Genomic DNA, 17914 nt, shown 5'->3' with positions numbered 1-17914 from the left:
TCCCGTGCGGATCGGGCCTTGAACAGGGCCCGCTTGGCGGCCTTGCGGACCTGCGTGTCCGGGTGGGCCTTGGTGATCATCTCCAGCAGCTCCTCCAGGTGGGGGTGGCGGACCTTCCAGATCACGTCGAGCAGGCCGACCAGCATCGACGCCGGGCCGATGTCGTCCAGGCTGCCGACGAACTCGGCCCGGCCCAGGCCGGCGGAGATGGTCAGCATGTCGAGCACCAGCCAGTGGGTGTCGGCCTGGGTGGGCGCGGGGACGTCCTCCACGCCGAGCTGGGCCAGGTGCGTGGCCGCGTAGGGATGCAGGGACGGCTCGTCCAGGGCCTGCCGCCAAGCCGGCACGGCCGCCTCGCCGAGCGCGCCGACCACGCTGGCGGCCTGGACCCGGACCAGGGCGTCCGCCTCGTCCGCCGCCGCGGCCTCCAGCAGCTCACCGGCGGCCCGGCCGGGGTCGCGCAGCTCCATCCAGGCGGCGAACTCGGCGTCGGCCTCCTCCTCCGACAGCTCCGCGCTGAAGGAGAGCAGGTCCAGGGCGGTCATCGCGTCGATGGCGGGCCGGGCGTCCAGCTCGATGTCGGCCTCGTCCACCAGGTGGACCACGCCCTCCATGCCCAGCGGCGTCAGCCGTACCTGGCCGTGCTCGACCTCGACCATGCCGTAGCCCACGAGCCAGTCGAGCACCGGGTTGAGCGGGTCGCCGTACCGGTCGGTGGCGGCGGCCCAGGCCTCGGCGCCCAGGTCGTCGCAGGAGGCGGCGGCCTCGGCCAGCTCGGAGCGGAGCCTGTCCAGGGGCGCCGAGCCGGTGGCGAGCAGCACCCGGACCAGCAGCGCCCGGGTCAGCCCGGACAGGGCGATCGTGGCGTCCTCGTCCTCCAGCTCGGGGTCGCCGTAGTCGACCGAGTTCAGGCCGGCCAGCCAGGCGTCCAGGACGTCGTCGTCCTCCTCGAAGGGCCACTCGACGGCGTCCGGGGCGGCGCTGACGGTGTCCTCCCCCTCGGGCTGGAGGAAGTCCAGGTCGATGGCGAGGTTCCACACGTTCCACAGCGCGTCGGCCGACCGCCCGTCGCCGGCGTCCGGCGCGGGGAAACCGAGGGCGGCCAGCGCCTCGGCGACCTCGGCGTCGGTCAGGAGGGTCTCCTCGCCCACCGGGCGCTCGCTCCCGACCCAGACCGCCAGGTCGCGGGCCTTGCCGATCAGGACGGTCTTGCGGGCCGCCTCGGCGAGCTCGGCGTCCGGGCGGAGCCGGATCGTCGGGAGGGCGGAGAGCTCCTCGGCGAGCGGCTCGAAGTCGCCCAGCCCCTCGACATCCTCCTCCTCGTCGTCGCCGTACCCGTCCTCGTCGGCGAGATCCTCCATCGCCTCGACGACGTCGTCCTCGATCTCGTCCAGCTCGGTCAGCAGGTCCTTGATCGGGGACGATCCGGCCGAGAGCCTGCCGGTGTCCGACAGGAACGCCAGGTAGGAGCGGACGGCGGGCACCAGGCCCTCGGCCGCGGCCTCGGGGTCCTCCACCGCCTCGGGCATGCGCTCCAGCAGCACCGTGCGCAGATCGGAGGTCCTCCAGCGGCCGACGTCGTCGGAGGTGCTCAACCGGTGCCACAGGGCCACGGCGCCCACCAGGCCGGAGTCGCTGCCGGGCGCGTTCTCACGGGCCCAGAGGATGAATTCTTGGAGCAGTGGACGCAGTTCAGCGGCGGCTGCCTCGATGCGATCTGTCACCCGCCCAGCCTAGGGGGCCGGGAGTGTGCTCGCCTCCTCATATCCGGTCTCATGTCCGGTGTGGGAACGCCCCCTCGCGGGCGGTCCCCACGCGTGCGGTCCCCCGGGGGCGGCCGCCTCCGGGGCTCAGCCGCTGCGGCGCATGGACTCGGTGATCCGCTCGGCGGCGGCGACCACGGGGGCGGCGTACAGCCGGCCGGGGGTGCGGGTGAGGCGCTCGATCGGCCCGGAGACCGAGACGGCGGCGATCACCTTCCCGCCCGTGCCCCGGATCGGCGCGGAGACGCTGGCCACGCCCTGCTCACGCTCGCCGACGCTGTGCGCCCAGCCCCGGCGCCGGACGCTGGAGAGCGTGGCCGCGGTGAACTTGGCGCCGCGCAGGCCGCGGTGGAGGCGGTCGGGCTCCTCCCAGGCGAGCAGGATCTGGGCGGCCGAGCCGGCGAACATCGGCAGGGCGGAGCCGACGGGCACGGTGTCGCGCAGCCCGCTGGAGCGCTCGGCGGCGGCCACGCAGACCCGCTCATCGCCCTGACGCCGGTAAAGTTGTGCACTTTCGCCGGTCATGTCCCGGAGCTGGGTGAGCACGGGAGAGGCGACGGCCAGCAGCCGGTCCTCGCCGGCGGCCGTGGACAGCTCGGAGAGCCGCGAGCCCAGGACGAAACGGCCCTGCGTGTCGCGGGAGACGATGCGGTGGTGCTCCAGCGCGACCGCCAGCCGGTGGGCGGTGGGGCGGGCCAGGCCGGTCGCCTGGACGAGCTGCGCGAGGGATGCCGGGCCGGCTTCGAGGGCGTTGAGCACCAGCACGGCCTTGTCGAGTACGCCGACTCCGCTAGAGTTGTCCATACACCGATACTGCCGTCTCGACATATGAGAAGGCAAGTCGGCGGTAAAGCGCGATGAAGCGCGGAGCCGCGACGGGAAAGGGAGGCGACATGGGCCGCACGCTGGCGGAGAAGGTCTGGGAGCAGCACGTCGTGCGACGTGCGGAGGGAGAGCCCGACCTGCTCTACATCGACCTGCACCTCATCCACGAGGTGACCAGCCCGCAGGCCTTCGACGGTCTGCGCATGGCGGGGCGGACCGTGCGGCGGCCGGACCTCACCATCGCCACCGAGGACCACAACGTCCCGACCCTGCTCGGCCCGATCACCGACCCCGTCTCGAAGACGCAGGTCGAGACGTTGCGCAAGAACTGCGCGGAGTTCGGCGTCCGGCTGCACCCCATGGGGGACGCCGGCCAGGGCGTCGTGCACATCATCGGGCCGCAGTTCGGCCTGACCCAACCCGGCATGACCATCGTCTGTGGCGATTCTCACACCTCCACCCACGGCGCCTTCGGCGCCCTCGCGTTCGGCATCGGCACCTCCGAGGTGGAGCACGTGCTGGCCACCCAGACGCTGCCCGCCTACCGGCCGAAGACGATGGCCATCGAGGTCTCCGGCGAGCTGCCGGCCGGCGTCACGGCCAAGGACCTGATCCTGGCGATCATCGCGAAGATCGGCACCGGCGGCGGCCAGGGCCACATCGTCGAGTACCGGGGCGAGGCCATCCGCAAGCTCTCCATGGAGGGCCGGATGACCGTCTGCAACATGTCCATCGAGGCCGGCGCCCGCGCGGGCATGATCGCCCCCGACGAGACCACCTTCGCCTACCTCGAGGGCCGCCCGCACGCCCCGACGGGGGAGGCGTGGGACGCCGCGGTCGCGTACTGGAAGTCCCTGGCGACGGACTCCGACGCCGTCTTCGACACCGTCGTGGAGATCGACGCCTCGACGCTGACCCCGTTCGTCACCTGGGGGACCAACCCCGGCCAGGGCGCCCCGCTGGGCGCGGCCGTGCCGGCTCCCGAGGAGACCGGCGACCCGGCCGCCGCCACCCGCGCGCTGGAGTACATGGGCCTGACCCCGGGCACCCCGCTCCGCGAGATCGAGGTGGACACCGTCTTCGTCGGCTCCTGCACCAACGGCCGGATCGAGGACCTGCGGGCCGCGGCCGAGGTGCTGCGGGGACGCAAGGTCGTCACCCGCACGCTGGTCGTCCCCGGCTCGATGCTGGTCAAGCTCCAGGCCGAGCAGGAGGGCCTGGACGAGGTGTTCAAGGCGGCGGGCGCCGAGTGGCGCGCGGCCGGCTGCTCGATGTGCCTGGGCATGAACCCCGACACCCTCGCGCCCGGCGAGCGCAGCGCCTCGACCTCCAACCGCAACTTCGAGGGGCGCCAGGGCAAGGGCGGCCGCACCCACCTGGTCTCGCCCGTCGTCGCCGCCGCGACCGCCGTCACCGGCAAACTGACCGCCCCCGCCGACCTGGCCTAGGAGACCCGAGACATGGAAGCCTTCACCACCCACACCGGCCGGGCCGTGCCGCTGCGCCGGAGCAACGTCGACACCGACCAGATCATCCCCGCCGTCTGGCTCAAGCAGGTCAGCCGGACCGGCTTCGAGAAGGGCCTGTTCGCCGCCTGGAGGGAGGATCCGGACTTCGTGCTGAACCGGTCCGCCTACCAGGGCGCCTCGATCCTCGTCGCCGGCCCCGACTTCGGCACCGGCTCCTCGCGCGAGCACGCGGTCTGGGCCCTGCAGCAGTACGGGTTCCGCGTCGTGATCTCCGCCCGCTTCGCCGACATCTTCCGCAACAACTCCACCAAGATGGGCCTGCTCCCGGTCGTCCTGCCGGCCGAGACCGTCGAGGAACTGCAGTCGGCCGTGGAGGCCGACCCCGCGCTGGAGATCACCGTCGACCTGGGCGAGCGCCAGGTCCGCTGGGCCGGCCGGGCCGTCGGTTTCGAGATCGACGACTACACCCGCTGGCGGCTGATGGAGGGCCTGGACGACATCGGGCTGACCCTGCGCAACGTCGGCGACGTGGTGGCGTACGAGAATGGTCGGCAGCCATGGCTGCCGACGACGATCTGACGCGTTCAGCGGAAGAGCAGACGCGCTCCGAACAGGAGCTGGCGCGGCGGTTGCGCGAGGCGCACCGCCGCGTCCGCGTGCTGCCCGCGCCTCCCGAGGTGAAGCAGCGCCTGGCCAAGCGGCTGCTGGCCATCTGCGACGCGGCCAAACACGACGTGCCGCACGCCGCGGCACGTCTGGAATCGTTCCTTATTTCCCTTGATGACCTGGTTTCAGACACGGGCAGTGCTGGAAATATTGCGGAAGGTGATTGAGTCACACGCTCCCGTCCCCTAATTTCAAGCGGGTAAGGGGTTCCCAGCTTGATCGGGGCCCTGCTCGGCGACAGATCGGGTGAGGCGGGCTTCCTGTCTTAAGACCCACTCCCGGACATCGGCAACAAGGGGCAACCTTCATGAACAAGAAAGAACTCGTCGACGCCATCGCGGATCGGGTGGGCGACAAGAAGACGGCCACCGAGGCCGTGAACGCCGTCCTCGACACCATCCAGAAGGCCGTCGCCAGCGGGGACAAGGTCTCCATCACGGGCTTCGGCGCCTTCGAGATGGCCCACAAGCCGGCTCGCACGGCGAGGAACCCTTCCACCGGCGCCGAGATCAAGGTGGCGGAGAGCTGGGCGCCGAAGTTCCGCCCCGGCTCCGACTTCAAGGAGCTCGTGAACGAGGGCGGCAAGAAGGCCGCGAAGAAGTAGCCAGGACACGCGTGATCCGGGGCCCGGTCCCTCCCGAGGGGCCGGGCCTCCGGCATGCAGGGGCCCGGCGGCGGGGGTCGCGGTGTGGCCAGAGCCGGAGCCGGAGCCGGGGCCGGGGCCGGGGCCGGGGCCGGGAGGAGAGCCGTGGCCGGGGCCGGGAGGGGAGCCGCCCCGGCGGCCGTGCCCGGTGCGCCGGTCGCGGGACCTCCCGGTCAGCCCGGGAGCGGGAACGTCGAGAGCGTGACGTAGGTGACGCGGCCGCCGTCCAGGAGGATGTTCACCCGCTGCCCGGACCGGAGCAGCCGGAGCGGCCCGGCGTCGAACGCCTCGGCGCCGAACGGGATCTCGGTCCCGTCGTCCAGGAACACCGACCCGGCGCGGGTCGCGGGATCGAAGGTCTTCACCGTCGCCTGCACGCCCACCACCCTAACCGGAGCGGGCGGGGGCCCACGGCGGGCGGTCAGGCGCCCACGATGAGCCGGGCCACCTCGGCGGTGCGGGGCCCGGTGCCGAGGGCGAGGGCGGCCCGCAGGTCGTCGGGGGTGTCGACGTCCCGGCGGACCGAGTCGACCCCCGCCAGGCAGAGCTCCTTGGCGCCGCGGCCCAGATGGCGCTCCCGGGACCGGCCGCCGAATCCGGGGGTGAACTCCCGGCCGGGCCGTACCCCGTAGAAGGTCGTGCCGATCTCGGCGGCGTCGGGCAGGAAGGACTGGTCGAACTCCGCGGCGGCGGCCAGCACCCGCGCCAGCTCGGCGGGGCGCAGGGCGGGCAGGTCCGCCTGGAGCGCGCCGACCGCCTCGCCGGGCGCCAGCCGCAGCGCCTCGCGGGCGCCGCGCCGCAGCGCCGCGTTGAGCCCCGCCTCCGGGTCGCCGACCACGCGGGCGCCCACCCCGGACAGCGCCCCGGCCGCCACCGGGTCGCCCGTCACCACCACGACGCGGGAGACGAGACCGCACTCCAGCGCGGCCTCGACGGTGTCGCAGGCGATCGCCACGGCCAGCGCGGCGCGGTGCGGGCCCGCGGCCTCGGTCAGCCGGGTCTTGGCGGCGACCAACGTCTTGACCGGGACGACGAGGCTCCAGCCCGCATTCTCGGGAGGCATACCCTTAAGCATCCCGCCTCGGCGGTCCCCGATGCGAACCGGAGGGTCCCGAGGCGTTCCCCCCGCGTCGTATGGAGGACTCATGAGACGCCCCGGATGGCCGAACCGGTTCTGGGTGGCCGTGGCCGTCGTGCTCATCAAGCCGCTCTCGTGGCTGCTGGTCAAGAAGGACTGGCGGAACGGGGAGCGGCTGCCACGGGAGGGCGCGGTCATCGTGGCGACCAACCACCTGTCGTGGGTGGACCCCTTCCTGGTCGCGCACTTCCTCTACAACAACGGGCGCTGGCCGTCGGTGCTGGCCAAGGCCGGGATCTTCAAGGTGCCGGTGGTCGGCTACGCGGCGCGGTCGGTGCGGGCCATCCCGGTCCACCGGGGCAGCGCCGAGGCGGTCCGCTCGCTGGAGGCGTCGCAGGAGCGGATCGCCGAGGGCGCGTGCGTGATGTTCTACCCCGAGGGCACCTGCACCCGGGACCCCGACTTCTGGCCGATGGAGGGCAAGACCGGGGCGGCGCGGCTGGCCCTGGAGACCGGCGCGCCGGTGATCCCGGTGGCGCACTGGGGCGCCCAGGAGATCCTGCCGTACGGCAGCAAGCGCCCCCGCTTCTTCCCCCGCAGGACCTTCCGCGTGCAGGTCGGGCCTCCGGTGGACCTGTCGAAGTACCGTGACGCCTACCGGGAGGCCCGGGAAGGGCGGGCGCACCAGGCCGAGGTGCTGCGCGCGGCGACCGCCGACATCATGGCGGCGATCACCGTCCAGCTCGCCGAGCTCCGCGGGGAGAAGGCGCCGGACGCCCCGTTCAAGAGACCCGCCCACGGCTGAGTTCGGCGTACGGTGTTGGAATGACCAAGGCTGCCGTGTTCGGGACGGGTTCGTGGGGCACGACCTTCGCGATGATCCTCGCTCAGGCGGGCACCCGGACGACCCTGTGGGGCCGGCGCGCGGACATCGTCCAGGCGATCGACCGCAGACACGAGAACCCCGACTACCTGCCGGGGGTGGGACTGCCCGAGACGCTGCGCGCCACCACCGACCCCGCCGAGGCGCTCGACGGCGCCGACTTCGTGCTGCTCGCCGTGCCCTCGCAGACGCTCCGGGCCAACCTCTCGGCCTGGAAGCCCGACCTGCCGGCCGGCGCCGTCCTGGTGAGCCTGATGAAGGGCATCGAGCTCGGCACCACCAAGCGGATGAGCGAGGTGATCTGCGAGGTGGCCGAGGTGCCGCCGGAGCGGGTCGCGGTGGTCTCGGGCCCGAACCTCGTCGGTGAGATCGTCCGGGGCCAGCCCGCCGCGACGGTGGTGGCCTGCCCGGACGAGCAGGTCATGGAGCGCCTGCAGACGGCCTGCCACCTGCCGTGGTTCCGCGCCTACACCAACCCGGACGTGGTGGGCGTGGAGCTCGGAGGGGCGGTCAAGAACGTGATCGCGCTGGCGGTCGGGGTCGCGACCGGCATGGGGCTGGGCGACAACGTCGGGGCGACGCTCATGACGCGCGGGCTGGCGGAGATCGCCCGGCTCGGCGCGGCGCTCGGCGCCGACCCGCACACCTTCGCGGGGCTGGCGGGCATGGGCGATCTGGTGGCGACCTGCACCTCACCGTTGTCCCGGAACCGCACCTTCGGTGAGAATCTGGGGCGGGGCATGACCCTGGCCGAGGTCGTCGCCGCCACCAAGCAGACCGCCGAGGGCGTCAAGTCCTGCGAGTCGGTCCTCGAGCTGGCCAGAAAGCACGACGTGGAGATGCCGATCACCGAGGTCGTGGTGGCCGTCGTCCATGACGGCATGCCGCCCGCCGAGGCCGCGATGCTGCTGATGTCCCGCACTCCCAAACCGGAACGGTACGGATGAGCCCCCCGCGCAGGCAGCGGGGGGAGAACACCCGATCGGCGCACCTGCCGGCTCCGGCCGCGCCCCGGAGCAGCCCGCTCGGCCTGCCGGTCTGGCGCAGCGCCGCCTGGGGCCCGGCCGGGCCCGCCGGCGGCGGGGCGCACGGGGGCGGGGACCGGGTCGAGAACCCCACGACCGCGGCCTTCGCGGCGGCCGTGGCCTCCCTGGAGGGCGCGGCCGCGCCGGAGGACGTCGCCGGTGAGGCGTTCTCCTCGGGGCGGGCCGCGGTCAGCGCGGTGCTGATGACCTTCCTGCGCTCGGGGGCCCACGTCGTCGCCCCCGCCTCGGCCGACGAGGGGGTCCGCTCGCTCCTGACGGGCGTGCTGGCGCGGTTCGGGGTGAGCGCGGACTTCGCCGACTACGCCGAGCCGGCCCGGGTGAGCGCGGCGGTCCGGCGGAGCACGAAGATCATATACGCGGAGACGCTCTCCACCCCGGCGGCGGCCGTGGCCGACATCCGGGGCCTCTACCGGGTCGCGCGCTCCGCCGGAGCGCTGCTGGTGGTGGACTCGACCTACGCCACGCCGGTCGTGTGCCGTCCCCTGGAGCACGGCGCCGACCTCGTGGTCCACTCCGCGACCACCTATCTCGGCGGGCACGACGACTGCGCCGGAGGCGTCGTCGTGGGCCGCCCCGACCTGGTCGGCCGGCTCCGCGGGGTCCGCGCCGTCACCGGGGCGGAGCTCTCCCCGGACGACGCGTTCCTGCTCCGCCGCGGGCTGGAGACGCTGCCGCTCCGGGTGCGCCGCATGTGCTCCACCGCGATGGTGTTCGCCGCGGCCGTGGCCAAGCACCCCGCGGTCCGCCGGGTCGACTACCCGGGCCTGCCCCACCACCCCGGCCACCGGCTGGCCAGGCACCTGTTCGACTCCGGGCCCGAGGGCACCCGGTACGGCGCCTGCGTGACGGTCGTCCCGCACGGCGGCCCCGACGCGGCCGCCAGGCTGACCGGGGCGCTCCGGCTCGTCTCCGCCGCGTCCTCGGCGGGCGGCACGCGCACCAAGGTCACGCCCGTGGCCGCGCTCGGCCCCGGCGGCTCCGGCGGCTCCGGCGGTCCCGGCGGTCCCGGCGGTCCCGGCGACGGGGCGGAGGACGGCACGGGGGCCGTGCGTTTCTCGATCGGGCTGGAGGACGCCGAGGACCTCATCGTGGACGTCACCCGGGCGCTCGACTCCCTGCTCACTCCCGGGAGATAGGCGCGTCCGCCGGCCTGCTCCCCGCGGCGGACACCGGAGAAGCGGGCCGGTGATGTCCCGTGACGCGTTCGTCCTCGGAATGAAGGCCTTCTGTGGACCTTCTGTGGACCTTCTGTGGGCCTTCGGGTAACCGGATTCACCCCTCAGAGGCGGTACATTCGGTCATCATGAGCGAGCAGCACACGTCCCGGCCACGGATCGCAGTCCTCTTCGGCGGCCGAAACTCCGAGCACGCCGTCTCGATCCTCGGAGCCGGCAGTGTGCTGGAGGTCATCGACCGCTCCAAGTACGACGTCGTCCCGATCGGGATCGCCCAGGACGGGCGGTGGGTGCTCGCCGCGGAGGACCAGCGTTACGCGATCGAGGGCGGCGAGCTGCCGGCCGTCGAGGTGCGCGGGGCGGAGCTGGCGCTGCAGTCCGGCGGGAGCTCGCTGGTGGTCCACGAGCCGGGGAGCATCCCCGTCGAGCTGGGCCGCGTGGACGTGGTCTTCCCGGTCATGCACGGCCCGTTCGCCGAGGACGGCACCATCCAGGGCCTGCTGGAGATGGCCGGGGTCCGCTACGTCGGCTCCGGTGTGCTGGCCAGCGCGGTCGGCATGGACAAGGCCTACATGAAGATGCTGCTGGCCGCCTCGGGGCTGCCGGTCGGGCCGTACGTCACGATCCGCGACCGCGACTGGCGGACCGACCGCGAGCGGGTCCTCAAGGAGGTCCAGGAGCTCGGCTGGCCGGTCTTCGTCAAGCCGGCCCGGGCGGGGTCCAGCCAGGGCATCTCCAAGGCCTCGGACCCGGCGGAGCTGGAGCGGGCCGTGGAGCTCGCCCGCGAGCACGACCCCAAGGTCCTGGTCGAGGCGGCGATCGCCGGCCGGGAGATCGAGTGCGCGGTGCTGGAGTCCCCGGGCGACGAGCCTCCGCGGGCCAGCCTGCCGGGCGAGATCCTGGTCCACGGCGACCACGAGTTCTACGACTTCGAGGCGAAGTACGTCGGCGACGACATGTCCCTGGTCGTTCCCGCGGACCTGCCCGGCGAGGTGACCGAGGACCTGCGGGCCATGGCCGTGCGGGCGTTCGAGGCGCTGGGCTGCGAGGGCCTGGCGCGGGTCGACTTCTTCTACACCGCGGACGGGCGGCTGCTCGTCAACGAGATCAACACGATGCCGGGCTTCACCGCGATGTCGGCCGCGCCGCAGCTGTGGGAGGCCAGCGGCGTGCCGTACGCCGAGCTGGTGGACCGGATGATCCGGCTCGCCCTGGAGCGGGCGCCCGGTCTGCGGTAGCGAGCCCTCCGGGCGCGTACCCGGCCGGAAGCGCGCACCGGGCCGCCGGCGGCCCGACCGGTCCGCGGCCCGGCCGGTCCGCGGCTCAGCCGGTCTGCGGCAGCGCCGCCGTGATGGGGGCGGCGAGGCCGACGAGCACGCTGTCCGGGGCGTGCTCGCGGGAGATGGTCACCTCGACGTGGGCCGCCCGGCCGACCGAGGTGTACAGCAGCGGCCGGACCGGATCCTGGAACCACGCCACGTCGTTGACCACCGGCACCTGGTCGGTGGCGCTCATGTTCGCCGGGCGCGGCACCCCGCAGCGCAGCGTGACCTCCCCGCCTCCCCAGACCGCGACGTACGGCGAGGCGGGGACGGACTCCGTCCGCTCGGCCCCGTCGAGCGTCCGGGGGAGCCGGTCGGCGAGCGTCCGGCAGGCGGCCGCCGCCTCAGGCTCCGGTTCGGGCGGCTCCACCCGGACCGCGCCGCCGCACCCCGCCAGGGCCAGCAGGACGCAGACGGAGCCCGCTCGGCGGGCGAGCCGGAGTGACATGTCCGCTTCCCCTGCTTCCTCCGCGGGCCTGGTCTCCGCGGATCAGATGTGGACGATCGGGCACGTGAGCGTGCGCGTGATCCCCTCCACCGACTGGATCTGCGCGACCACGAGCTTGCCCAGCTCGTCCACGTTCCGGGCCTCCGCACGGACGATCACGTCGTAGGGGCCGGTGACGTCCTCCGCCTGCGTGACGCCGGTGATCGCGGAGATCTGGCGTGCCACCTCGGCGGCCTTGCCGACTTCGGTCTGGATCAGGATGTAGGCCTGCACCATCACGTCCTCCCGGGCGATTGGATCAGTGCCGGAGGGCCACCGTACCCTGTGATGAACGGGAGGTGCGTCATCACAGTCGGAGATCTCGGCGAATTCGGAATCGTTGCACGTATTGCCGGACGCTTGCCGCAGGGCCGGACCGTTCTGCTCGGTCCCGGGGACGACGCCGCGCTGGTGGGCGCGCCGGACGGCCGGGTCGTGGTGACGACGGACCTGCTGCTTGAAGGTAGACATTTCCGTCGAGACTGGTCAACTGCTTACGATATCGGGCGGAAGGCCGCCGCCCAGAACCTCTCCGACGTCGTGGCCATGGGCGCCGTCCCCACCGGCGTCGTGGTGGGACTGGGGCTGCCCGCCGACACCCCCGCGCGCTGGCTCGACGACCTCGCCGACGGCTTCCGCGACGAGTGCGACCTGGTGGGGGCCAGCGTCGCGGGAGGCGACACCACCCGCTGCGACCTGGTCGTGATCGGCGTGACGGCCCTCGGCGACCTGGGCGGGCGCGCGCCGGTCACCCGCTCGGGGGCCCGCGAGGGCGACGTGGTCGCGGTGGCGGGACGGCTCGGGCACGCCGCGGCGGGGCTCGCTCTGTTCCAGGCCGGCCGGATCCCGCCGGGGCCGGACGCTGCCGGGCCCGGCGGCCCCGGAGAGGAGCGCGGAGCGGCCCGGCCCGGGAAGCGGGACGCTCCGGAGGAGCCCGCGGAGACGACCCCGGAACCCGCCGAGCCGACCGCGGAACCGGCGGCTCCGGCGGACCCCGCGGGTGGCGGGTCCGGGGAGCGGGCCCTGGCGGCGCTGGCCGACGCGCACCGCCGCCCGAGGCCCCCCTACTCCTGCGGCGTCCAGGCCGCCGAGCTGGGCGCGACCGCGATGCTGGACGTCAGCGACGGGCTGCTCCAGGACCTCGGCCACGTCGCGCGGGCCAGCGGGGTGGGCATCGTGCTCGACCCCGCCGCCCTCGCCGTCCCCGGGGAGCTGGAGACCGCCGCCCGTCTGCTCGCCGCCGACCCGCTGGAGTGGGTGCTCACCGGCGGCGACGACCACGCCCTCGCCGCGACCTTCCCCCGTGGCGTACGGCTCCCGCCCGCCTGGGCCGAGATCGGCCGGGTGACCGGTGGAGAGGGGGTCCTGGTCGAGGGCCGCCCGCAGGGCAGGGGCGGCTGGGACCACTTCCGGGAGTGATCGATCACGCTCTGACGACCTCTGGGAAAGTTGTGACAGAGTTTTATCGGAATGGTATGAAGAGGGCCGGTCGACACCCTGAGGACAGAAAGAGGTGACATGGGCAGCCACGGAGTGGAGGGGGAGGAACCTCTCCATCACGGCGGAGGACCCGAGGCGAACACCGCTCCGCTGTCCGCGGGCGGCGAACGGCCCGCAGGGCGCCGGCTCCGTCCCGAGCAGGGATCGGACGGCGCGGCCGGCGGCCCGCTGGGATCGCGGGGGGAGACCGGACGCGGCTCCGCGGACGCCCCCGGGCCGGACGGGTGGTGGCGCTCCGGCGTCCCGGCCCGGGCCGCGCTGCTGGCCGTCACCGCCGTGGTCGCGATGATGGGCGGTGCCGTGGCGGGCGTCCAGGAGTGGAAGAGCTCCGCGGGACCGGTCCCCAACTGCCCGCCGGGAGAGTGCGTGGCGGCCTCGGACCGGCCCCCGGCCGAGGAGGACACCACCGGCCCCGCCGGGGAGGACGTGCCCGCCGAGGAGCCCACCCCGGGCGCGGAGGCACCGGGGCCCGAACGCGGGCGGACGGCGACGCCCGCCCCCTCGCCGGTGAGGACGACCGTCCGCCCGCGGGCCAGTCGCACGCCGGAACCCCGTCCCGGGCCGCGGGCCACCCACCGGCCCGCCGACGACGGACCGGTGTCGTCCGCGCAGGAGGACTCCCGGGCGGAGGGGCCGTCCGGCTGGTCGCCCGCAGGTGACGAGGAACCGGTCGTGCGGGACGCCACCTCGACGGCGCAGACCCCCTCGCCGCTGCAGGACTCCCAGAGCGTCACCCCGGCACCGTCCCCCACGGCGACGCCGCCCGGCTCCACCAGCTGGTGGTCCAGGCTCCCGCTCCCCTTCCTGGACGAGCGGCAGGACTGACGGAGGGCCGGCCGGTCCTCCCCGGCCGATGGCCCCCGCCGGACTCGCGGGGCCACGGAGTCCGCCGGAAACTGGTTGGATGGCAGGCATGACCGTTTCGTCCCCTCCCCGTGTGCTGACCGTCGCCGGCTCCGACTCCGGCGGTGGCGCGGGCATCCAGGCCGACCTGAAGACCATGCTGGCCCTCGGCGTGCACGGCATGAGCGTCATCGCCGCGGTGACGGCGCAGAACTCGCTGGGCGTGCAGGGCTACTGGGAGCTCCCGCCCGAGGCGGTGCGGGCCCAGCTCGACTCGGTGCTCGGCGACATCGGAGCCCAGGCGGTCAAGACCGGGATGCTGGCCTCGGCGGTGCTGGTGGAGACCGTCGCGGAGGTGCTGGCCGGTGTGGAAGCGCCGGTCGTGGTGGACCCGGTCGGTGTCTCCAAGCACGGGGACGCCCTGCTGGCCCCTGAGGCGGTGGAGACCGTGAAGTCGCGGCTGCTGCCCGTGGCCACCGTGGTCACCCCCAACCTGTGGGAGGTCGCCCAGCTCACCGGGGTGAAGGTCGAGGAGGAGAAGGACATGGGGCGGGCCGCGGAGGCGGTCCTGGCGCTGGGGCCCACCTGGGCGCTGATCAAGGGAGGTCATCTGCCGGGCGCCCCGGTGGACCTGCTGACCGACGGCGACCGGGAGTTCCGCTTCACCGCCGAACGGCACGACAACCGGCACACCCACGGCACCGGCTGCACTCTGGCCTCGGCCATCGCCTCCCACCTGGCCCTCGGCGCGGACGTCCCGTCCGCCGTGGAGAGGGCCAAGGAGTACGTCACCGGCGCGATCGCCCACGGGTTCGCGCTGGGCGGGGGCATCGGCCCGGTGGACCACGCCTGGCGGCAGCGCCGCTGAGGAGGCGCCCGGGTCCGGCCCGCCGAGCCCTCCGCGAGCCCTGTTCCGGGGCCGGGGGCTTTTGGGATGCCCGGGTCCGGCCCGCCGCGTGCGGGCCGGAGAGGCCGCCGGCTCAGACGTCGATGATCACGCGCTCCAGCTCGCCGTCGACCCGGGTGATGCCGTCGCGGTCGTCGGTGAGCACGATGGCGTCGATGACCCCCGAGGGGGAGCTGCGGGCGCACAGGGCGACGTTCACGTCGACCACGTCGTCGTGGCCGCACTCGCTGATCTTCCGGCCGATCTCCACGGCGCGCTCCGGGGTCAGCTCGTCGATCACGAGTGAGCCGTGGCGGATCCGCTGGGCGCGGTTGAACGCCGCGGCCAGCCGCGTCTGGCAGGTCCCCGTGCGGCCGACCTCGGCCAGCACGGTCCGGGGCACCACCCCCTCCACCTCGCCCGCGAGGATCCGCTCCAGCGCCTCGATCACGTCGGGATTGCCCCGTTCGAGTCCGACGAGGGCGCCGGAGTCGAACACGAAGCGCCGCAGGCCCGCCGAGCGCGTCACTCCAGGACCTCCCGCACGGCCGTCCCGGTCTCCTGGACGGTGCGCAGCGCGTCGACGGCCTCGTCGATGCGCTTCCTGTTCTCCGCCGTGGGCGCGCCGAACTCCGCCTTGAGGTCGGTCAGGAGCGCGGACAGCTCCGCCCGGCTGCGCTGGTGCTCGACGACCTCCGAGATCAGCCCGGAGATGGAGGGGGCCCGGCCGGCCCTGACCTCGGCCTGCATCCACCGGTACAGGTCATCGGGGAGGTCGACGCCGATCTTCTTGGTCGTGTCGCGCACGGGGCCGCGAGGCAAGCAGGTGATGGTCACGCTGCGACCATAGAGAGTCACGCTGCGTGGGACAAACATGTTGCGAAAACATGTTTGCGAGAAGCGTCTCCGTTGAACCGGCGGCCGCGGACGAGACCGGCGCGGGCGGGGAGGGCGAGCCGGCGGACGCGGGTGGGGAGGGCGAGCCGGCGGGCGCGGGTGGTTCCGGAGAGCTACGGGCGGGCGCGGGGGCGGGGGACGCGACGGGGGCGCGCGGGCGTCCGCGGGGAAGCAGACAGCCCGCCGCCCTTCGGTGGGGGACGGCGGGCTGCCCGGGAGTCTGGACTAGCGGGTGACCTTGCCGGCCTTGATGCAGGAGGTGCACACGTTCAGCCGCTTCTTCGTGCCGTTCACCATCGCGCGCACCGGCTGGATGTTCGGGGTCCAGCTGCGACGGGTGCGGCGGTGCGAGTGCGAGATGTTGTTGCCGAAGATCGGCTTCTTGGCGCAGACGTCGCAGACGGAAGCCACGGTTCGCTCCTTATATCAATCGAGAGACCCGATCCGCTGGGCGGTCATCGGGCATGCCGGGACGACCGGCTGGCCAAACGAGGATATCCGATGCCTGACCTGACGTGCCAACGCGAGCTGCCACGACTGGCCGAACGGGGATAATCTCCAAAGGACAACCGTAGCGCATCCCGGGGACCGGGACGGGCGCCGAGTCCGCGATCGGGGGATCGTGACGCGGGCGGAGCACCGCGCGGGTGGGGCAAGGGCGGGGGCGGCGCGGCCTCCGGGGCGCGGGACGGACGCGCCCGCAGGCAGGAAAGGGCAGGCATGCTGCAGGTGCTCGACCCGCCGGCGGTCCGCCGGTGGTCGCGGCTGGCCGCGGAGACACTGGGCCGGGCCCGGGAGGAGATAGACGCGCTCAACGTCTTCCCGGTGCCCGACGGCGACACCGGCACCAACCTCCACCTGACGATGCTCGCGGCGGCCGAGGCGGTGGACGGCCTGCCGGGGAGCGCGGACACGGCCACCACCTGGCGGACCCTCGCGCAGGGCGCGCTGCTCGGCGCCCGCGGCAACTCCGGCGTCATCGTCAGCCAGGCGCTCCGCGGCCTCGCCGAGGTGCTGCGCACGGCCGAGGGCGGGGGCGCGGATCTCAGGCGCGGCCTGGCGCGGGCCGCCGAGCTGGCCCGCGGCGCGGTGGAGAAGCCGGTGGAGGGCACGCTGCTGAGCGTGCTGACCGCGGCGGCCGCGGCGGTGCGCGACCTGACGGGGGATCTCGCCGCGGTGGCGGGGAGGGCGGCGCAGGAGGCGCGCGCGGCGCTCCGGCGCACCCCGGAGCAGCTGGACGTGCTCGCCCGCAACGGCGTGGTGGACGCGGGCGCGGCGGGTCTGACGATCATCTTGGAGAGCCTGGCCGCGGTGGTCACCGGTTCCACCATCGGGCGGCCGCAGGTCCCCGCTCCGGACCGCCGGGTCGTGCCCGGGCCGGAGGACGGGCCCGGCTGCGGAGACTCGGGCGGCTCGGGCGACTCCGGCGGTTTCGGCTACGAGGTGATGTACCTGCTGGAGGCCGGTGACGAGGCCGTGGATGCCCTCCGCGGAGAGCTGTCCGGGCTCGGCGACTCCCTGGTGGTCGTGGGCGGTGAGGGCCTGTGGAACGTCCATGTGCACGTGGCGGACGCGGGCGCGGCGATCGAGGCGGGCATGCGGGCCGGCCGGCCGTACCGGATCAGGGTGACCTACCTGACCGCCTCCGGCGGGACCCGCCGGGCCGCGGGCGGGCGGGGAGTGGTGGCCGTGGCGGCCGGGCCGGCGCTCGGCGCGCTGTTCGAGCAGGCCGGAGCCGTCGTGGTCCGCCGCGAGCCCGGCGGCGACCCGCCGCCGGCCGCGGTGCTGTCCGCGATCCGGGAGGCGGGCACCGAGGTCGTGGTGCTGCCCAACGACAGCGGGACGCGCCAGGTCGCGGCGGCGGCGGCCGCGCTCGCCCGGGAGGAGGGGATCGCGGTGAGCGTGATCCCCACCCGGGCCTCGGTGCAGGGGCTGGCGGCGCTGGCCGTGCACGATCCGCTCCGGCGCTTCGACGACGACGTCGTCGCGATGACCGAGGCGGCCGCGCACACCCGCCACGGGCACGTGTGGGTGGCCGACCGCGAGGCCGTGACGAGCGCCGGCCTGGTCCGGCCCGGCGACGTGCTCGGTGTGATCGACGGGGACGCGGCCCTGGTCGGCTCGGACGTGGCGGAGACCGTGCTGCGGGTGGTCCGCCGCATGGTCGCGACGAGCAGCGAGCTGGTCACCCTGCTGGAGGGCGCGGACGCGCCGGACGGGCTGGCCCAGGCCGTGCAGGACCACCTGGCCTCCGCCCGGCCGGACATCGAGGTCGTCCGCTACGAGGGCGGGCAGGGCGGCTACCCGCTCCTCATCGGGGTCGAGTGAGGGCCGGAGGGGCCGGGCACCGGGGCCGTTGAGCGCCGGACGATCCGGTCGCCGGGGGAGGAACGAGGGCCGGACGGGCCGGTGGGCGGCGGCCGGATCGGGC

21 protein-coding genes are annotated in these 17914 nt (G+C 74.1%); 12 read left to right on the top strand and 9 right to left on the bottom strand.

Going from position 1 to position 17914, the window contains the following annotated elements:
* Positions 1 to 1724: hypothetical protein (locus ACFOWE_RS20705; RefSeq protein ID WP_377290249.1), on the bottom strand; the 1724-nt coding region annotated here is incomplete at its 3' end.
* 126 nt (positions 1725 to 1850) lie between these two features.
* Positions 1851 to 2567, bottom strand: coding sequence for an IclR family transcriptional regulator (locus ACFOWE_RS20700; RefSeq protein ID WP_377290247.1), 717 nt, complete (start codon positions 2565 to 2567; stop codon positions 1851 to 1853).
* Positions 2568 to 2656: 89 nt separating this feature from the next.
* Here ACFOWE_RS20700 and leuC point away from each other — a divergent pair, with 89 nt between their 5' ends.
* The 4 genes from leuC to ACFOWE_RS20680 all read left to right on the top strand — a co-directional run bounded on the left by leuC (position 2657) and on the right by ACFOWE_RS20680 (position 5327).
* Positions 2657 to 4036: a 3-isopropylmalate dehydratase large subunit gene (gene leuC / locus ACFOWE_RS20695; protein WP_377290245.1), complete on the top strand. Its 1380-nt coding sequence runs from the start codon at positions 2657 to 2659 to the stop codon at positions 4034 to 4036.
* Between the two features lie 12 nt (positions 4037 to 4048).
* Entirely contained in the window at positions 4049 to 4636 is a 588-nt protein-coding gene (gene leuD / locus ACFOWE_RS20690) for a 3-isopropylmalate dehydratase small subunit (protein ID WP_377290243.1), read from the top strand.
* Entirely contained in the window at positions 4615 to 4890 is a 276-nt protein-coding gene (locus tag ACFOWE_RS20685; RefSeq protein WP_377290241.1) for an SCO5555 family protein, read from the top strand. Before leuD ends, ACFOWE_RS20685 begins: the two co-directional genes overlap by 22 nt.
* Before the next feature lie 140 nt (positions 4891 to 5030).
* Positions 5031 to 5327 carry an HU family DNA-binding protein gene (locus ACFOWE_RS20680; RefSeq protein ID WP_344856951.1) on the top strand — a complete coding sequence of 99 codons (297 nt, stop codon included), beginning with the start codon at positions 5031 to 5033 and terminating at the stop codon, positions 5325 to 5327.
* Between the two features lie 212 nt (positions 5328 to 5539).
* On the opposite strand, the gene ACFOWE_RS20675 is transcribed toward ACFOWE_RS20680, so the two are convergent.
* Entirely contained in the window at positions 5540 to 5743 is a 204-nt protein-coding gene (locus ACFOWE_RS20675) for a hypothetical protein (RefSeq protein WP_377290239.1), read from the bottom strand.
* Between the two features lie 44 nt (positions 5744 to 5787).
* Positions 5788 to 6441, bottom strand: a complete 654-nt coding sequence (gene cofC, locus ACFOWE_RS20670) for a 2-phospho-L-lactate guanylyltransferase (protein WP_377290237.1) — start codon at positions 6439 to 6441, stop codon at positions 5788 to 5790.
* Positions 6442 to 6511: 70 nt separating this feature from the next.
* Between cofC and ACFOWE_RS20665 the strand changes: the two genes are divergently transcribed.
* The 4 genes from ACFOWE_RS20665 (at position 6512) to ACFOWE_RS20650 (ending at position 10786) form a co-directional block, all read left to right on the top strand.
* Positions 6512 to 7249, top strand: coding sequence for a lysophospholipid acyltransferase family protein (locus ACFOWE_RS20665; RefSeq protein WP_377290235.1), 738 nt, complete (start codon positions 6512 to 6514; stop codon positions 7247 to 7249).
* A gap of 20 nt (positions 7250 to 7269) precedes the next feature.
* Complete coding sequence (locus ACFOWE_RS20660; RefSeq protein ID WP_377290233.1) at positions 7270 to 8274, top strand: NAD(P)H-dependent glycerol-3-phosphate dehydrogenase; 1005 nt, start codon at positions 7270 to 7272, stop codon at positions 8272 to 8274.
* Positions 8271 to 9509, top strand: a complete 1239-nt coding sequence (locus ACFOWE_RS20655; RefSeq protein ID WP_377290231.1) for a trans-sulfuration enzyme family protein — start codon at positions 8271 to 8273, stop codon at positions 9507 to 9509. The genes ACFOWE_RS20660 and ACFOWE_RS20655 overlap by 4 nt, the downstream gene beginning before the upstream one ends.
* 167 nt (positions 9510 to 9676) lie before the next feature.
* The gene (locus ACFOWE_RS20650) at positions 9677 to 10786 is read left to right on the top strand and encodes a D-alanine--D-alanine ligase family protein (protein WP_377290229.1); all 1110 of its coding nucleotides are present in this window, start codon (positions 9677 to 9679) and stop codon (positions 10784 to 10786) included.
* Between the two features lie 85 nt (positions 10787 to 10871).
* Here ACFOWE_RS20650 and ACFOWE_RS20645 read toward each other — a convergent pair whose 3' ends face one another.
* Positions 10872 to 11318 (bottom strand): DUF3515 domain-containing protein, encoded by a 447-nt coding sequence (locus ACFOWE_RS20645; RefSeq protein ID WP_377290227.1) that lies wholly within the window; start codon positions 11316 to 11318, stop codon positions 10872 to 10874.
* Between the two features lie 42 nt (positions 11319 to 11360).
* Positions 11361 to 11594, bottom strand: coding sequence for an Lrp/AsnC family transcriptional regulator (locus tag ACFOWE_RS20640; RefSeq protein ID WP_377290225.1), 234 nt, complete (start codon positions 11592 to 11594; stop codon positions 11361 to 11363).
* Between the two features lie 51 nt (positions 11595 to 11645).
* On the opposite strand from ACFOWE_RS20640, the gene ACFOWE_RS20635 reads away from it, so the two are divergent.
* The 3 genes from ACFOWE_RS20635 to thiD all read left to right on the top strand — a co-directional run bounded on the left by ACFOWE_RS20635 (position 11646) and on the right by thiD (position 14568).
* On the top strand, positions 11646 to 12776 hold the full coding sequence (locus ACFOWE_RS20635) for a thiamine-phosphate kinase (RefSeq protein ID WP_377290223.1): 1131 nt from the start codon (positions 11646 to 11648) through the stop codon (positions 12774 to 12776).
* A gap of 99 nt (positions 12777 to 12875) precedes the next feature.
* Positions 12876 to 13682, top strand: coding sequence for a hypothetical protein (locus tag ACFOWE_RS20630; protein ID WP_377290221.1), 807 nt, complete (start codon positions 12876 to 12878; stop codon positions 13680 to 13682).
* An 88-nt stretch (positions 13683 to 13770) separates the two neighbouring features.
* Complete coding sequence (gene thiD, locus ACFOWE_RS20625; RefSeq protein WP_377290219.1) at positions 13771 to 14568, top strand: bifunctional hydroxymethylpyrimidine kinase/phosphomethylpyrimidine kinase; 798 nt, start codon at positions 13771 to 13773, stop codon at positions 14566 to 14568.
* A gap of 112 nt (positions 14569 to 14680) precedes the next feature.
* Here thiD and ACFOWE_RS20620 read toward each other — a convergent pair whose 3' ends face one another.
* From ACFOWE_RS20620 to rpmB, 3 genes are all read right to left on the bottom strand, one after another.
* A complete protein-coding gene (locus ACFOWE_RS20620; protein WP_377290217.1) occupies positions 14681 to 15115 on the bottom strand; it encodes a hypothetical protein in 435 nt (144 codons plus the stop codon).
* Positions 15112 to 15423: a hypothetical protein gene (locus ACFOWE_RS20615; RefSeq protein ID WP_377290215.1), complete on the bottom strand. Its 312-nt coding sequence runs from the start codon at positions 15421 to 15423 to the stop codon at positions 15112 to 15114. The genes ACFOWE_RS20620 and ACFOWE_RS20615 overlap by 4 nt, the downstream gene beginning before the upstream one ends.
* A gap of 285 nt (positions 15424 to 15708) precedes the next feature.
* Positions 15709 to 15894, bottom strand: coding sequence for a 50S ribosomal protein L28 (rpmB, locus tag ACFOWE_RS20610; protein ID WP_377290213.1), 186 nt, complete (start codon positions 15892 to 15894; stop codon positions 15709 to 15711).
* A 309-nt stretch (positions 15895 to 16203) separates the two neighbouring features.
* On the opposite strand from rpmB, the gene ACFOWE_RS20605 reads away from it, so the two are divergent.
* Positions 16204 to 17811, top strand: coding sequence for a DAK2 domain-containing protein (locus ACFOWE_RS20605; protein ID WP_377290211.1), 1608 nt, complete (start codon positions 16204 to 16206; stop codon positions 17809 to 17811).
* The last annotated feature ends 103 nt before the right edge of the window (positions 17812 to 17914 follow it).

Origin of the sequence: Planomonospora corallina, assembly GCF_042650625.1 — a bacterium.
GTDB lineage: Bacteria > Actinomycetota > Actinomycetes > Streptosporangiales > Streptosporangiaceae > Planomonospora_B > Planomonospora_B corallina.
The sequence above is the reverse complement of the archived record's forward strand: the minus strand, read 5'-3'. Positions and strand labels throughout refer to the sequence as shown.